This is a genomic window from Pelotomaculum terephthalicicum JT, assembly GCF_022410535.1.
GTDB classification, from domain to species: Bacteria; Bacillota; Desulfotomaculia; order Desulfotomaculales; family Pelotomaculaceae; genus Pelotomaculum_D; species Pelotomaculum_D terephthalicicum.
Genome location: NZ_JAKNBL010000018.1, coordinates 1 through 15,088 on the forward strand (window position 1 = coordinate 1; position 15,088 = coordinate 15,088).

14 protein-coding genes, 1 tRNA gene, 1 pseudogene and 2 riboswitches are annotated in these 15,088 nt (G+C 43.4%); of the genes and pseudogenes, 8 read left to right on the forward strand and 8 right to left on the reverse strand.

The window, feature by feature from the left end:
• From L9W92_RS11165 to L9W92_RS18890, 3 genes and pseudogenes are all read right to left on the reverse strand, one after another.
• Window positions 1-368: pseudogene (locus L9W92_RS11165) on the reverse strand (IS21 family transposase); the annotation flags it as partial.
• 163 nt (window positions 369-531) lie between these two features.
• Window positions 532-681, reverse strand: a complete 150-nt coding sequence (locus L9W92_RS11170) for a hypothetical protein (protein ID WP_240083843.1) — start codon at window positions 679-681, stop codon at window positions 532-534.
• Window positions 682-846: 165 nt separating this feature from the next.
• Window positions 847-904, reverse strand: a riboswitch (Fluoride riboswitch).
• 40 nt (window positions 905-944) lie between these two features.
• Window positions 945-1,001, reverse strand: a riboswitch (Fluoride riboswitch).
• Window positions 1,002-1,507: 506 nt separating this feature from the next.
• Complete coding sequence (locus L9W92_RS18890; RefSeq protein WP_282442340.1) at window positions 1,508-2,332, reverse strand: methyl-accepting chemotaxis protein; 825 nt, start codon at window positions 2,330-2,332, stop codon at window positions 1,508-1,510.
• Between the two features lie 163 nt (window positions 2,333-2,495).
• On the opposite strand from L9W92_RS18890, the gene L9W92_RS11180 reads away from it, so the two are divergent.
• A complete protein-coding gene (locus tag L9W92_RS11180; protein WP_240083844.1) occupies window positions 2,496-2,630 on the forward strand; it encodes an SHOCT domain-containing protein in 135 nt (44 codons plus the stop codon).
• Between the two features lie 227 nt (window positions 2,631-2,857).
• Here the strand turns inward: L9W92_RS11180 and L9W92_RS11185 are convergent.
• Window positions 2,858-2,946 (reverse strand) — tRNA-Leu (locus L9W92_RS11185).
• Window positions 2,947-3,145: 199 nt separating this feature from the next.
• On the opposite strand from L9W92_RS11185, the gene L9W92_RS11190 reads away from it, so the two are divergent.
• Window positions 3,146-5,569, forward strand: a complete 2,424-nt coding sequence (locus L9W92_RS11190; RefSeq protein WP_240083845.1) for a Lon protease family protein — start codon at window positions 3,146-3,148, stop codon at window positions 5,567-5,569.
• Window positions 5,570-5,622: 53 nt separating this feature from the next.
• Here the strand turns inward: L9W92_RS11190 and L9W92_RS11195 are convergent, their stop codons facing one another.
• Window positions 5,623-5,925 (reverse strand): EscU/YscU/HrcU family type III secretion system export apparatus switch protein, encoded by a 303-nt coding sequence (locus tag L9W92_RS11195; protein ID WP_240083846.1) that lies wholly within the window; start codon window positions 5,923-5,925, stop codon window positions 5,623-5,625.
• Between the two features lie 12 nt (window positions 5,926-5,937).
• Entirely contained in the window at window positions 5,938-6,534 is a 597-nt protein-coding gene (fliK, locus tag L9W92_RS11200; protein WP_240083847.1) for a flagellar hook-length control protein FliK, read from the reverse strand.
• Between the two features lie 139 nt (window positions 6,535-6,673).
• On the opposite strand from fliK, the gene L9W92_RS11205 reads away from it, so the two are divergent.
• The 4 genes from L9W92_RS11205 to L9W92_RS11220 all read left to right on the forward strand — a co-directional run bounded on the left by L9W92_RS11205 (window position 6,674) and on the right by L9W92_RS11220 (window position 10,353).
• Entirely contained in the window at window positions 6,674-7,384 is a 711-nt protein-coding gene (locus tag L9W92_RS11205; RefSeq protein ID WP_240083848.1) for a LysE family transporter, read from the forward strand.
• A 55-nt stretch (window positions 7,385-7,439) separates the two neighbouring features.
• On the forward strand, window positions 7,440-8,840 hold the full coding sequence (gene amrA / locus L9W92_RS11210) for an AmmeMemoRadiSam system protein A (RefSeq protein WP_240083849.1): 1,401 nt from the start codon (window positions 7,440-7,442) through the stop codon (window positions 8,838-8,840).
• 18 nt (window positions 8,841-8,858) lie between these two features.
• A complete protein-coding gene (gene amrS / locus L9W92_RS11215) occupies window positions 8,859-9,872 on the forward strand; it encodes an AmmeMemoRadiSam system radical SAM enzyme (RefSeq protein WP_240083850.1) in 1,014 nt (337 codons plus the stop codon).
• 169 nt (window positions 9,873-10,041) lie between these two features.
• Window positions 10,042-10,353, forward strand: coding sequence for a ribbon-helix-helix domain-containing protein (locus tag L9W92_RS11220; RefSeq protein ID WP_240083851.1), 312 nt, complete (start codon window positions 10,042-10,044; stop codon window positions 10,351-10,353).
• A 126-nt stretch (window positions 10,354-10,479) separates the two neighbouring features.
• Here the strand turns inward: L9W92_RS11220 and L9W92_RS11225 are convergent, their stop codons facing one another.
• A complete protein-coding gene (locus L9W92_RS11225) occupies window positions 10,480-10,923 on the reverse strand; it encodes a YaiI/YqxD family protein (protein ID WP_240083852.1) in 444 nt (147 codons plus the stop codon).
• 184 nt (window positions 10,924-11,107) lie between these two features.
• On the opposite strand from L9W92_RS11225, the gene L9W92_RS11230 reads away from it, so the two are divergent.
• The gene (locus L9W92_RS11230) at window positions 11,108-12,085 is read left to right on the forward strand and encodes a GTPase (RefSeq protein WP_240083853.1); all 978 of its coding nucleotides are present in this window, start codon (window positions 11,108-11,110) and stop codon (window positions 12,083-12,085) included.
• A gap of 50 nt (window positions 12,086-12,135) precedes the next feature.
• Here the strand turns inward: L9W92_RS11230 and L9W92_RS11235 are convergent, their stop codons facing one another.
• The gene (locus L9W92_RS11235) at window positions 12,136-13,344 is read right to left on the reverse strand and encodes a DUF2225 domain-containing protein (protein WP_240083854.1); all 1,209 of its coding nucleotides are present in this window, start codon (window positions 13,342-13,344) and stop codon (window positions 12,136-12,138) included.
• A 444-nt stretch (window positions 13,345-13,788) separates the two neighbouring features.
• Between L9W92_RS11235 and L9W92_RS11240 the strand changes: the two genes are divergently transcribed.
• Window positions 13,789-15,024: a glycosyltransferase family 2 protein gene (locus L9W92_RS11240; protein ID WP_240083855.1), complete on the forward strand. Its 1,236-nt coding sequence runs from the start codon at window positions 13,789-13,791 to the stop codon at window positions 15,022-15,024.
• Window positions 15,025-15,088: the final 64 nt, after the last annotated feature.

The following is a 15,088-nucleotide window of genomic DNA, read 5'->3' on the forward strand; positions in this document are numbered from 1 at the left end:
CTTTTCACATAGTCAGCGTAGTATTTGTTAAACTGGGTTGACTTGTACGGTACTTGACCGGACTCGCGGCACTGGTCGCAGTATTCAAGCCATAACAGAGTTAACGTCACGCCGCTTTTTGCCATCTCTCGATGGATGTACTCGTAATCCGGCATTTTGTACGCTGGCTTAGTGCTCTCTGAAGGAAATAGGCGTTGTGACAACTCTTTGTCGGACATGTCGGCTGCCACCTGCCAACTTAGCCCTTGATCTTTTGCTCTTTGAAGCACGTTAATAACCGTGGTTCGCGAGCATCCGCATCCTAAAGCGATACGGGTGTTGTTGATTCCGAGACTGTGAAGCCGCAGAATCTCTTTGTAACTGGTCATATCAATGACCCTCCTTGAATTTATTTGCACCTTTTGGATGCATAAATTCAATTTAGCAGAAGGGCCATATCCAGTGTTCAACTTCTTCGGAACCGGTGTTCAGTTTCAAACGGGGACACTGTTTAATCTTAGCGGTCAAACTGTTCAGTTTTACCCGGTATACTCACTTACCGAGGGAAGCAGCTACAGCAGCTGTAATTACTCCAACGCATATTTCTACCAGTGCAATTGAAATGCGGAGGTGATAGGCGATGATAGCCGAAAAAACAGCCAATCCAAGCCAAAAGAAAGCCAGCATATAGATATGTTCCATATTTTCGTTCACCTTTCATTTTTAAAGATTTATAACATATAGGATAAGAAATCAATTATCAGCTCCTTAAATAATTTTTGACTGCAACAAACTGTAAAGTTACACCACCCCCTCTCGTATTCGCAATTAAAGTTTGATAAGAGCTATAAAAACAAAAACCCCCACCCGAAGGTAGGAGTCATCAGCTTTTTATGCTCAGGCGAACTCCATCGCCCCCCGTAGCGGGGATAATATTACTTTGTTCAAAAAATAAAAACCTCCCATTACCGGTAGGAGCCATCAACGATCCGCATATGGCGAGCTCCATCACCATATATTATTATAACATATATAACATACCCTCTAAAAAAATATAAAAATTGATTTGATAGAAGCAACCCGGTTAAGGCTGCTTTTCTATTCCGAGGCGGGTTTAATCCTTCTTGGAGGACCTGAGAAAAATTTACTCCTGCTTCATCACCAAGGACTTTTAGATATTTAGTAATTGATACGTTGATTCCATAGTGGTTAAATCGTTTGCTTTGCGGTATTTCGCAAAGTCGATGTCCGCCCACGAAACAAACTCATTAGCTTCATGCGGAGGTTCATAGGCGGACGGTTCTGGGAATATGCGTCCGTCATCCTGTTCGCATACTCCCCAAAGGCCAATAGCATCATGAGCCATATAAATTGCTTCTGCCAGGTCTTTACCTTGTGTATTAATGTCAAGTTACAACATATCCCGAATTGGTGGGGGTAAGGATTACAGGATACACTTTTGTCATCTAGCAACATTCTCCTTTATGGTAGTAGGCTGACCCTCTAGAGGCAGCTTCCGGTCATTGGTTTATTCTACAATTTTTTGAATTTTTTCCGCTGAGATGGTTAGTTCTTGCATGGCTGCGGAAATCTCCTGAGTGGCTGCAGCCTGTTCTTCGCTTAGAGCGGCTGTATCAATAACTTTTTCAGCCATTGTCATTGCATTATTATTTATTGTAGCAAGGATATCTTTGATTTCTTTGACGCTCTGAGCGCTTTTTACCGACATCTTACGAATTTCATCGGCCACGACAGAGAAACCTTTGCCATATTCTCCGGCCCTTGCTGCCTCTATGGCAGCATTAAGACCTAGTAGATTAGAAGTGTTAGCAACTTCATTAATAAACCCTAAAATCGTGTCAGTCTTCTTGACCTGAGCAATTATTTCTTCAACCTGTATCTTTAGGATGTCTTGACTATTAGCCAGTTGCTGGGCGGACGAAGCAAGTTCTTCTATTGTAGCTGAGGTCTGTTGAGTTGAAGATACTACTAATTGGGCTATTTGGTTCGCCTCATCCTTGCCCTTCAAACCGAGACCGATGAATATAGCGCCTATTACATCACCTTTTTTATCTTTCAGAGGTATGCTCCTTGATTTGAAAGATACGCCATAGACCTCTTTATCTAACACCACCTCAGTAACTTCTCCCGTTGTAATGGCTTTATACATACCGCCTCCCTCGGGAACTGGTTTTCCGGCCAAGTCACCCAAGTCTATTTCGGAACTTGGGATATAATAAATATATTTCTCCTTGTCCGATATTCCGATCATGAAGTCCATTGGGAGCATTCCCTGGATGATCGGGGCAATTTCTACTAATTGATCCAGGACGTTATCTTCTGATAATAACATTTCTGTCACCTCAACTTTTGAATATGCTTTTTAAGCTCTCTCAATTACATATTACTACATAAAACATAATACGACAAAATTTTCATGAAAACTTGGTGATCCCCATGACCAAACTCTACCCCAACCCGTCCAGGTACAAACATCCCGAGCACCTCATGCTAGTATGCCGGAGAATACATCTACTTCATTAACAAATGATGTTATTGACCAACTTGAGCGTCTGGCAAAGTTGAAAGAGCAGGGTATTCTCACTGAGGAAAAATTTAAAGAGCAGAAACAAAAAATATTGAATAAATAATTCAGCCCGGCGCTAATCCGGGTTTTGATTGGCACTGATGCTCACACGTTGGCGTTTTTTTGTTAGTAATGGCGGGCGGAGTGATTGGGAGGATAAGGGTGTAGGGGGAATATTTAAAAGACGTTTTGTCGGTTCGTTTGTTTTGTGTTTTGCTCATTTGGGCACCGAATGCAAAGATCCAGCCATTTTATTTAATGGCCAGATCTTTAAAATAACCTTGATTTTATTGGTGCCCGAGACCGGAATCGAACCGGTACGAGCTTTGAGGCTCGCAGGATTTTAAGTCCTGTGCGTCTGCCAGTTCCGCCACTCGGGCATATAGCGCTAATTTCGCACAGTCATTTTAGCACATCCAAAATTAAGTTGTCAACTGCTCGGGCACCATGCCTGTGCTTGAGCATCAGGTCACTCTATTAAATGAGGGGTGTATCATTGATACAAGAAAGCAAAAGAAGGAGTAAATGGTTGTCTGTAGAATCATGATTAGATATAGAAAGGCTAGGGGGTGGGGTAATTTGGATAGCCTGGAGAAACTCAAAGTGCCGGTTGATAAGCTAAGGCGAGTTTGTAGCCGGGAAGAATTTGATTTTTGTAAAACAACCGCCGATGTTTCGCCGCTTGATGGATTCATCGTTCAGGAACGCGCGGTAAGGGCTATGCAATTTGGCTTGGCCATGAGTGCCTCGGGTTATAATATTTTTGTTGTCGGACCTCCGGGTACAGGTAAAAGTACATACACTCAGGCTGTTGTGTCTCAGGTGGCTGCGGGTAAAACCGCGCCGGACGATTGGTGCTATATATGCAACTTCGCTGATCAGGACCGCCCTCTGGCTGTTTCATTGCCTGCCGGAGAGGGCTATGGGTTTCAGAGAGACATGGAAGAATTGCTGTCTGATTTGCGGATTGCCATACCGAAGGCTTTTGAAGAAGGTGATTATGAGCAACAAAAAAGTTTAATTATACAATCTGTTCAGCAACAGATGGATGATTATTTTCAGGAGCTCAATCAGGAAGCCAGAGAAGCTGAATTTAATATGAAGCAAACCCAAAGAGGGTTTGTCTTCATACCGCTGAAGGATAACAAGCCTATCCCGCCCGAGGAATTCGATCACATTCCTGTCCAAGAACGCCGGGAAATAGAGGAAAAAGGGCGGAGGCTGCAAAAAAAGTTTGATGATACTATGCATAATGGCCGGGTACTGGAAAAACAGGCAAAAGAAAAAATAGAAGAATTGGAAAAGCAAATCGCTTTATCTGCCGCGGGTCCCATTGTTGACAGGCTTTTGGTAAAATACGATTCGTTTCAGCCAATTGTGCAATATCTTAAAGAGGTTTTAAGAGACATAACGAAAAACACTGTTTCCTTTAAAAACCAGGTGGCCGAGCCGGCCATGCCGTCTGTTCCGGTGCAATTTCAACAGGATGACACTGATCAGTTTACCCGTTACAAAGTTAATCTTTTTGTTGCGAACGACAAAAATGCGGGCGCTCCCGTAGTAACAGAACCCAGCACCAGTTATTATAATATTTTCGGGAAGGTTGAGTACCGCAGCCATGTCCTGTCTACACATACTGATTTTACAATGGTAAAGCCTGGCGCGATTCACCGGGCAAACGGAGGGTTCCTTATCTTACAGGCTAAAGACGTTTTAAGTAATCCGTTAATCTGGGACACGCTGAAAAAAGCAATCAAATACCGCCAGGTCATGGTGGAAAATATTGGTGAACAATATCATCTTGTTCCTAACGTTACCTTGAGACCGGAACCGATCCCGTTTAATGCCAAGGTAATCCTCATCGGTTCTCCGCACCTGTATCAACTACTGTATAATATTGATGAAGACTTCCAGAAACTTTTTAAAGTTAAGGTTGATTTTGCCACGGAAATGCCCCGGACTCCGGAAAACTTGCGCAAGTATGCTTCATTTGTCAGTACCGTTTGCCGTGAAGGCGACTTGAAGCATTTTGATTGGAGGGGTCTGGGCAAATTGACCGAGTACGGTTCTTACCTCGCGGGACATCAGGATAAGCTTTCCACCAAGTTCAATGAAGTAATCGAGATTGTTTATGAAGCGGCAGCATTAGCTCAATTTGAAGGCTCTTCCTTTGTTGGAGCAAGTCATGTGCAAAAAGCTATAAAAGAGCGAAGATACCGTTCCGGCAGGATAGAAGAAAATATTCAGGAGTTAATTATTAGTAATACAATAATGATTGATACTCAGGACTCTGTGGTAGGGCAGGTTAATGGTCTTGCCGTTAGCGAATTTGGCGGTTATGTATTTGGCAGGCCGGTTCGCATTACCGCGAGGACTTATCTGGGACGTGGCGGCATTATAAATATCGAGCGCGAGGCTCAGATGAGCGGGAGTATTCATTCTAAAGGCATCCTTATTTTGGCCGGATACTTGGGTGGAAAGTTTGCTCAGAAAAAACCGCTCGGAATAACTGCGCAAATTACTTTTGAACAACTCTATGACGGTGTGGAAGGAGACAGTGCTTCCAGTGCTGAGCTGTACGCGATTCTTTCCAGTTTGTCTGGTGTTCCTCTCAAGCAAAGCTTGGCGGTAACAGGTTCAGTTAATCAGTTCGGTGAAATTCAGCCAATTGGTGGAGCGACTGAAAAAATTGAAGGTTTCTTTGATATTTGTCAGGCAAGAGGTTTGTCAGGAGAGCAGGGTGTGGTGATACCTATCCAAAATGTTGAAAATTTAATGTTGAAGGAAGAAATAATAGATGCTGTGAATGAAGGGAAATTCCATGTTTATGCAATTAAGGATATTGAAGAAGGCATTGAATTATTAAGTGGAGTAGCAGCGGGAAAAATGATGGAAGACGGCAGCTACCCCAACGGTAGTGTTATGAGCCTGGTGGAACAAAAAATTAATGGAGATTTCATTGAATGTATAGATATGGCTTCGACAGACAAACCAAATAGGTAATAAAATTACCGGAGTTAATCACAACCTTATTATAATTAAACACTTGTTTTGCGCTAGCGGGTTTTGTGTTGGGTACCGGTATTCATATTAGTAGATTTTTGATCCAGGCCGGCAACGAAAACCAGGATCTTGGCCGCTGCATCATATAAATCTGGCGGAATCTCTCTCCCAATTCCCAGGTCGTGTAAGGTCTTAGCCAAAGATTGGTCCCGGTACACCGGTACTCCCGATTTTTTAGCAATCTCTTTTATCTTTTGTGCTTTTAGTCCTTTGCCGGCAGCAACAACAATTGGCGCACCATCCTTGCCAGGTTCATAGCGCAGCGCTGTGGCAATTTCTTTTCGCAAATCTTCCATAAAATAATAACCTCAAATCTTTTGGTTCAGCAAATAAGCTTCAAACTTGGGAAGTACCTCGTTAGTAAGTCCGCCAAGACCTGCGCGAGCCTGGCTGGTTAGAGACACTTCCTGAAACCCGATTTCTTTTAGAGCGTCTCTTATTGGAGAGAAGTTTTCCCGCAGGATTTCGCTTGACCTTTCGCTGTCGGTAAAATACCTGACGGATAAGCAATTATTCCGCCATGACAGGTTAATCCAGATCTGGCCCATGTTGTCGGTGTCGATGTAGACAAATATTTCTGTGGCGGTTTTATTCGCGGTGGTCGAATCTGACGCGTTTCTCTCGTCTAATCTGGCGAAAAACCTGGCTTCCGGATAAAGCTCGGAGCGCAGGGGCAGGGGAGTAAAAGCAGGCTGGTTGGCAGTTGGTTCTACAGTTTGCTTCGTTTCAGCTCGCGAGGAATACCTTGCATGAGGGGTGTTATCCAGCGCATCAAGCACTTTCTTGCCAAGAGCCATCGCGTCCCGGGCACTCGCGGCACCTTCTGTTTTAGGTGCGGGCGATACTTTGCTGATATTACGATTGGACAATTCAAATAGTAAGTTGGTTAATAAGCTGATATTCATGTTACTAACCCCGCTCAATTATTCAATCTATTCTATCAATCGGCCTATATGCGCTTTTTGTGAAGGGGGTAAGTTTTTGATGAAAAGGATTATAATGGCAGAAGATAATGATAAAGATAAATGATTTGGTGGTGTCTTGATGGATTTGCCGGCTATATTTACTACTGCTTTCATAGTTGGTTTTTCGGGAGCGATGGCACCCGGGCCGTTACTGACTGTGTCAATTAGAGAGAGCTTCCGTTTGGGCTTTGTCGCCGGTCCTCTTCTAATGGTGGGGCACGGGATTCTGGAATTAGCCCTGGTCTTCGCGCTTGTTGGCGGACTCTCGTTTTTCTTGACCCAACCTGTTGTAGCGCATATCATCGCTGTAGTTGGCGGAGCATCCCTGGTTTATATGGGTTATGGCATAGTTAACGATGTCTATAAAAAAAAATTAAAATTTAATATACAACAACGGGAGATAAATAGCGCAAGTGACGGAAGTATGGTAACCGGCATGATAAGTGAAAGTAAATCCGCTGAGAGCGAGCCTTCTTTGGGGAGAAGAAGGCTGCACGCTGTATTATTAGGTATGCTGGTCAGTATTTCTAATCCTTACTGGACGATTTGGTGGGCGACTGTCGGACTGGCTTATATTTCTACGTCAATGAACAGCGGTTACACTGGTCTAGCTGTTTTTTTTACAGGGCACATTTTGTCCGATTTCACTTGGTACAGCCTGGTGGCCGCGGCAGCGGCCGGTGGCAGAAAGATTTTAAGCGACGGTGTGTACAAAGGTGTTCTTACTGCCTGCGCTGTTTTTATGATCGGTCTGGGGAGCTACTTTCTTTATAATGGTCTTTTTGTATGAATGTTTTAGCCTGTGGTAAAAATAAACCATCATAAAAAGGAGGAAGAATGTTATCGTGTCGGTTGTATATTGCGGAATATGCCCTCACCCGCCTATTGCCGTGCCGGAGGTCGGCCGGGAGGAAGCGGAAAAGGTTGCTGCGACCCAACGGGCAATTATTGAACTGGGCAGGCGGATTAAGCGAAGCGGCGCTGAGACAGTCGTAATAATATCGCCGCATGCTCCGGTTTTTCGGGATGTGATTGCAATTAACCGGGTAGCGGCGTTAAAAGGTGATCTGGCAAGTTTCGGAGCCGGGGGACTGCAGTTCAACCTGAATAACGACCAGCTGCTGGCGGGCAGTATCAACAGACAAGCTGCCGCTATCGGTGTTGATGTTGTAGATCTGCATGAGGATATGGAAAAAAGATATGATCTCAACCTGCGCCTTGACCATGGTGTTACCGTGCCCCTCTATTTTCTCCAAAAGGGAGGCGTGGAGCTGCCCTTTGTCCATGTGGCCATGGCCTTTGCGCCGTTAGAAAAGCTTTATCTTTTCGGAATCGCGGTTCGCCGGGCCGCGGAGTCTTTGGGTCGAAAAGTGGCCTTGGTGGCAAGTGGGGACCTCTCTCACGGATTGACTAAGGACGCTCCCGGCGGCTACCTGCCGCGGGGTAAAGAATTTGACGAACAGTTGGTCCGGTTGCTATCCGTTCCGGATATTGAAGGCGTCTTGAAGATGGAGCAAACCCTGGTGCAACTGGCCGGTGAATGCGGCTATCGTTCCATTGTGATGATGCTGGGGGCGCTGGACGGTTACGATGTCAAATCTGAGATTTTATCTTACGAAGGGCCTTTCGGAGTCGGCTATATGGTGGCTTCCTTGGAACCGCGCGGAGAAAATAAATCGCAGTCCGTTCTGGCCAGGCTAGAGGATGAGCAAAAAAAAAGAATAGCGCGGCGCCGGGCCGCTGAAAGCTTTCTGGTGAAGGTCGCCAGGGAAACACTGGAAAGACATGTTAAAGGCGAACCTCCTGTGGATGTATCGTGTATGCCGGAGGAATACAAGAAGAGAGCCGGCGTGTTTGTATCAATTAAAAAACGTGGGAGCCTGCGCGGTTGCATCGGTACTATTGAACCAACCAGACCAAGCATAGCCGAAGAAGTGGTTGCCAATGCCATCAGCGCCGGGACAAACGATCCGCGTTTCCAGCCGGTTAGGCAAGAGGAATTGGCAGACCTGGAGTATTCTGTTGATGTCCTTCAGCCCACCGAACTGGTCAGCGGCTTCAATGAACTTAATCCGGAAAAGTATGGGGTAATTGTTCGGAGCGGACGGCGGAGCGGTTTACTGTTGCCTAATCTTGAAGGGGTTGACACTGTCGAAGAGCAGGTTTCCATAGCACGGCAAAAAGCCGGAATCGGGCCGAATGAGCCGGTTCAGTTGGAGAGGTTTGAAGTGATCAGATATAAATAATTGAAGGAGTTTTTACCGGTGCGCGAGGCCTTATTCTATGAAAAAAAAGAGCAGAATCTCACAGCTTGCCGCCTCTGTCCGAAGCTTTGCACCATCCGGGAAGATAAGGCCGGTTTCTGCCGGGTGAGAGAGAATAGAAAAGGTAAGCTTTATGCCGCCAATTACGGCAAGGTAACTTCTTATGGACTGGATCCGATTGAGAAAAAGCCCTTGTACCACTTTTACCCCGGTTCTTTGATAATGTCATTTGGTACTGTGGGCTGCAATCTGCGTTGCGGTTTTTGCCAGAATTGGAGCATTGCCCACGGAGACCCGGACACGGCCGAACTCACACCGGAACAAGCGGTCGAAATGGCCCGGCGGCAAAAAGAGAAGGGCTACCCGAATGCCGGCATCGCCTACACCTATTCTGAACCTTTTATGTGGTACGAGTTTGTGCTGGATACAGCCCGGCTAGCCGGCGAGGCGGGGTTAAAAAATGTTTTGGTTACCAACGGTTATATTAACGAGACTCCGCTGCGTGAAATTCTTCCGTATATTGACGCTATGAATATTGACATTAAAGGTTTTACCGGGGATTATTACCGGAATTATTGCGTAGGCAGGCTGGAACCGGTTTTGCGAACGGTCGAGATAGCCTGTGCGCAAAAATGTCATGTTGAGTTGACCAACCTCCTGGTGACCGGCCTTAACGACTCTTCTGAAGAAATCGAAAGGCTGGTTGACTGGATTGCTGCCCTGGACCGGGAAATACCGCTCCATTTTTCTCGTTATTTCCCGAATTTTGAAATGGATTTGCCTGCAACGCCGCTGAAAACATTAAAAAGAGCCGGGGATATAGCCCGCAAGAAGCTTTCCTACGTTTATATAGGGAACGCCCGGGAGTTGGATGAACAGGATACCTGCTGTCCGGAATGCGGAAACAAGTTAATCAGCAGGACCGGTTATACTGTCGGCGCGACCGGTCTGGATAATAAGAGATGCCGGTATTGCGGCAGGAGAATTAATATTGTCGGTGATATTATTGTATAATAATTACCATGTACCATATATTAAGCGATAACAGGATATATTATCAGTTAATTAGTGATAAAGTAGAAATTTTCACATTAAAAATCTTGAAATAAATTAAACCGGGAATTATAATTGTTTGTAATATTTTGTTCATAGTTAGTGAGTAGAGGTAAGGGGAATCCAGGAGATGATAGAGAGGGTAAATTTATACGTTGATAAGGATGATTGGAAACTCTTAGACGAAATATCCCAGATGCTGGATAAGAAACGCAGTGAAGTAGTACGTGACATTATTTCTTTATTTCTGGCAAATTTAAAAGCATCATTCGGAGATGAACCCAAATTAACCCGGGAAAATCTGTCTGGGTTTTATGAAGCAATGCTGGCAATTGGGAAAAAGGACAATGTTAAAGAAAATGCATCTAAAGAAATACAACTTACTGAGCAGAGCCAAACAACTAAAAATAGAAAAAAGAAGAAGAAAAATAAACGCAAGTAATAAGCATAGATAACTGATCACAGGTTGCCGCCTGTCACGGCGGTAATAGAGTTGTTAATAGCCAATAAGACCCGTTCAGCTGAAGGGTCTTTTGTTATGTCCGCCGGCTGGCCTTTTACAGTATTGCTAATTTAGGCTGCGGTCTTTTAGTAAAATGTAAAGACTTTTTTTAAAGTTTTTATCATCATCTGACGTTCTTTTAGTCGGCCCTTTAGTTCTGCCGCCGCTTCTCCGGTACTTTGCCTTCAGTTCCCTTTCTTCCAGCAGAAAGTCAATAGTGGTCGAATCGAAAATACGTCCTGAAGGGGATAATGCAGCGGCTCCCTTACCCAAAACCATTGCAGCCAGACCCCAGTCTTGAGTGACTACAATATCTCCCTTGAGGGCCAGCTTCATTATTTGCATGTCAACCTCTTGAGGAGCGTTTCCAACCACGATATGGTTTTGCGAATCGATCCGGTGGTTGAAGTTCGCTACGGTAATCATAGGCAGCGAAAATTGAGCTGCGGCTTGCCGGCATATTCCCAATACCTTTCTGGGAGCGGCATCGGCATCAATTATTATTCTCATGCTCAAAAACCATCCCTATGTGAATGTATAAGTATCTTTAAAAGTCGTTTTTGCCTTATTTATATAAATTATGTAAAAAAGCAGATTCTCAACATTTTGCATGTTGATTTGCTTTCTTGAATTTGGGAGAAGTTATAAATTATAATTATATATAACGAAATTGGTTCTTGGGAGGAGATTAAACTTGCCCGCTAATCTCACACCGCTATATTATAAAGCAGAAGAAAATTTTAAAAAAGCCGTTACTGTTTCGGAAAAAGTTGCCGCTTTAGAAGAAATGCTCGCAGTGATACCAAAGCATAAAGGTACTGAAAAAATGCAGGCAGATTTAAAAAGGCGTTTGTCCAAGCTTAAGGAAGAAGGACAAAGAAAGGCTAAAACAGGGCGTAAAGATCCTTTCTGGGTAGAGAAGCAAGGTGCCGGACAAGTTGTATTGTTGGGGTTCCCAAACACCGGCAAATCTTCTTTGCTTGCCGCCGTAACCAGAGCCCGGCCCAAAGTAGCCGAATACCCCTTCAGCACGACTTTACCTATGACAGGAATGATGGCTTATCAGGACATATTGATTCAATTGGTTGATACCCCGCCAATCACGGGAGAATTGGTTCCCGACGGCTTGCCCGGCACTCTTCGTAACGCCGATGCCTTGCTGATTTTGGTCGACGCAGGTTCAGATGATTGTCTTGAGCAACTCCTGACTTGTTATGGTTATCTAAAAGAAAAGAAGATTATTGCCGACGATGTATCGTCCGGAATGCGCGCTATCCCACTTGACCGTTGTCTGGTGCTGGCGACCAAAGCGGAGGTGGAAGGCAGCGCTGAACATATTCAGATTATGAATGAACTTGGACCGGCTGATCTGGAAATAATCCCTGTTTCAGCAGAGACAGGGATTGGCTTGGAATTAATGCGGGTTAAGGTTTTTGAACTGCTGAAGGTCATCCGCGTCTATACAAAAATGCCTGGTAAAGCTCCGGATATGAAAACTCCCTTTATCTTGAAAAAAGGGAGTAACATATTGGACTTGGCTGAAAGTATCCACCGTGATTTGCCGCAGTTGATGAAAAACGTCAGAGTTTGGGGCTCAGCCCGTTACGAAGGCCAGTCCGTCAACCGGGATTATCATTTGCACGACAAGGATATCGTTGAGATAAACCGGTAATTGTATGCGTTTTTAGAAGGTGCAGCGATGTCTAAGTATTGCTTGCTGAATTACTGCTGTTTCATCCCCTGCCAAATGTCTCTCGCCCGCTCTACTATGCCCGGTAACATTTCCCTGGCGGGATGCCTTAAAATAATGTCCAACCACTTTGCGCCTTCTTTTTTGTTGCCTAGTTTTAAATTAAGCACCCCGAGAAGGTAAATGATGTTCATTTCCAGCTTTGGATCGCGAATATTTTCTTTAGAATAAGCCTCTTTAAAACGGTCTACGGCAAAATGAAGGTACTTTAATTCTGAACTTGCCTCGTTTTTGAACCTGTACAACCAGGCTATTTTTAAGAAAGCATTTCCTCGCTTGGAGTTTTTCATTTTAAGATTTTTTATCGAGAGGGCAAAAAGATGATATGCTTGAATTGATTGTTCAATAGTGCGCGTTCCGCTGTAATCAAAGTTATCATATTTCCATAATGGTTCTATCTGTTTAAGGATCTCTTCTTTTTGCTGGTCATTGATTTTTATTGAGTAAGTATCTTCGTTAAAAGCATAGCCACACTGGGGACAAACTATTATTTCATAATAAATTGGATTTATATTTTCGTAGTGGCTGCATAAGTCATCATCGACTTTTTTAATGCGCATAGAACTGGACCGGACGTGTGATGTGGTGATTTTATTTTCGCATATTGGGCAGACATATTCTTTTTGGTACAACATCTTTTTAATATCTTCTTCAGGTATTGATAATTCTGAAATATTATAATGATTATAATGGCTCTCAAGGGTATCAAAGCTTATGCTGGACATCTTGTTGAATGCTTCGGACGATTCCATATTTTTCATATTTATCTGCCGGAGCTTGGCACTTATTTTAATAATTACTTTGATGGCCACTTCCTGGTTTTTTCTCAAAAAATCAAAAAAATCATTTCTGTCCAGTTTGAAAAGCACTGTGTCTTCAGCGGCCCTTGCATAAGCGGAACGCTCAAAACCATCAAGCAGCGACATTTCGTCAATTATCTCCGTAGATGTCAATGTCTCATGAATTACTTCATTACCGTTAGAACCGCGATTATATATGTCAACTTTCCCTGATAAAACAATGTACATACATACTCCCTCATCGCCTTTCTCGAAGATAGTTGCATTTTTTTTGAAACTGACGACTTTTAATCTTTTTACAAGTTCGAATAGATATCTCTCTTCCGTGTCATTAAGGAAAGGTATTTTTTTCATGACCTTAATAGTTTTTTCAGTGTCCAAAATATCACCCGCCAAAAATTTTTTTGTTTTTATATTATAACATAAATATACTACTAATGAGAATAATTACCTTATATGTTTTGTGTTTGTTTAAAAGGAAGAATAACCAATCATTTATTTACAAAATAATTTTTGAATTCTTGGCAGATATCTCTCATATAATAATATAACTGTATTAAACTAATGCGGCGTATGCCCGGATGATTATGCAGGCAGTGTAAGGCCCGTATGGCGTAGACAAGTATAAGCGCGGCAAATGCTGGATAGTCTAAAAAACAAGGCTGGAATAAAAATGTATATCTTAAATAATGTTTCCCGTACCATTTTTTTCTTATTGTTTTTGGGTATTTTCATGAAATCATGGGAGGATTTTTTATTTATTAGCAGAACTTACTTCTGGTGTAGTTTTTATGCTAGTATTTTTACCAGGTGAAGGGGATGGCTATGGAGGTAATTAGTTATGCGATCCAAGCAGTTTTAACAGTGTTTACTTTTTATTGCTTTGTTATTTCGCTTTTCGGCTTTTATCGCAGGCATGAGGACTGTTTATTACCGCCCAGTTCCCGACTTGCCATAGTAGTGGCAGCCCACAACGAGGAGAGGGTTATCGGTGAATTAATAAGGAACCTGCATGAATTAAATTACCCAAAAGATTTATATGACATATATGTTGTGGCGGACAACTGTATTGACGACACGGCAAAAATAGCGGCTGAAAGAGGCGCTCTGATTATTGAAAGGTTTAACAATGTGGAGAAGGGGAAAGGCTATGCGCTTGAATACGCTTTTAACAAAATATTTAATTCCGGCATAGAATATGACGCAGTTGTTGTGTTTGATGCGGACAACCTGGTTTCCAAAGATTTTTTAATGATAATGAACACACACCTGTTAAAGGGCGAAAAGATTATTCAGGGCTATCTGGATACTAAAAATGCTCAGGATACCTGGATTACAAAAGCTATCTATATATGTTACATTATTACCAACCGTTTCTTGCAATTAGCAAAGTACAATATAGGTTTGACGTGTGCCCTCGGGGGTACGGGCATGTGTCTTTCTGTTGATGTGCTGAAAAAATACGGCTGGGGTATGACTTCCCTGACGGAAGACCTGGAATTCCAGACAAAAGCGCTGATGAACAATCTAAAGGTCACCTGGGCGCACGACGCCAGGGTTTATGATGAGAAGCCGCTTACCTTGATGCAGTCATGGCGCCAGCGCAAACGCTGGATGCAGGGTCACTGCAACGTAGCCGGGCGTTATATGTTTAAGCTATTGTGGGAAGGTATTAATAATAAAAATTTCGCGATGATTGACGGGGCACTGTACTTAGTTCAGCCTTTTTTTTGGATGTTTACCGGACTCGGCATGGTCACCAATATCTTTATCGGACCTGAGATGTTGCTGGAAAACCCCACGTGGGCGGTAGTAGGTTTTTTTGCCCAGTTCTTTTACTTTAGCCTGGGGTTGGCGATGGAAAGAGTGAAACCAAAGGTTTACTGGTGGCTGTTTTTTTACCCGATTTTTGCCATTACCTGGATTCCTGTCGCGTACATCGGGTTTGCCATGCGCAAAAATAAGGAATGGAACCATACCTTGCATATCCGGGATATCAAACATGAAAATTTGCAAAATCTTTATCTTCCCACCAAGGCCGAAGGCAGGAGGACCAGTTAGAATTATAATATTTTCAATAGAACAAGATATTAGTTTTAGAAAAAATATCGACTTTGCAGTAGAA

Bases quoted from the DNA above. Each gene is read 5' to 3' on its own strand.
- L9W92_RS11240 (WP_240083855.1), top strand. From the start codon at position 13,789: ATGGAGGTAATTAGTTATGCGATCCAAGCAGTTTTAACAGTGTTTACT.
- L9W92_RS11205 (WP_240083848.1), top strand. From the start codon at position 6,674: ATGGATTTGCCGGCTATATTTACTACTGCTTTCATAGTTGGTTTTTCG.
- fliK (WP_240083847.1), bottom strand. From the start codon at position 6,534: ATGAATATCAGCTTATTAACCAACTTACTATTTGAATTGTCCAATCGT.
- L9W92_RS11225 (WP_240083852.1), bottom strand. From the start codon at position 10,923: ATGAGAATAATAATTGATGCCGATGCCGCTCCCAGAAAGGTATTGGGA.
- L9W92_RS18890 (WP_282442340.1), bottom strand. From the start codon at position 2,332: ATGTTATTATCAGAAGATAACGTCCTGGATCAATTAGTAGAAATTGCC.
- L9W92_RS11170 (WP_240083843.1), bottom strand. From the start codon at position 681: ATGGAACATATCTATATGCTGGCTTTCTTTTGGCTTGGATTGGCTGTT.
- L9W92_RS11180 (WP_240083844.1), top strand. From the start codon at position 2,496: ATGCCGGAGAATACATCTACTTCATTAACAAATGATGTTATTGACCAA.
- L9W92_RS11195 (WP_240083846.1), bottom strand. From the start codon at position 5,925: ATGGAAGATTTGCGAAAAGAAATTGCCACAGCGCTGCGCTATGAACCT.
- L9W92_RS11220 (WP_240083851.1), top strand. From the start codon at position 10,042: ATGATAGAGAGGGTAAATTTATACGTTGATAAGGATGATTGGAAACTC.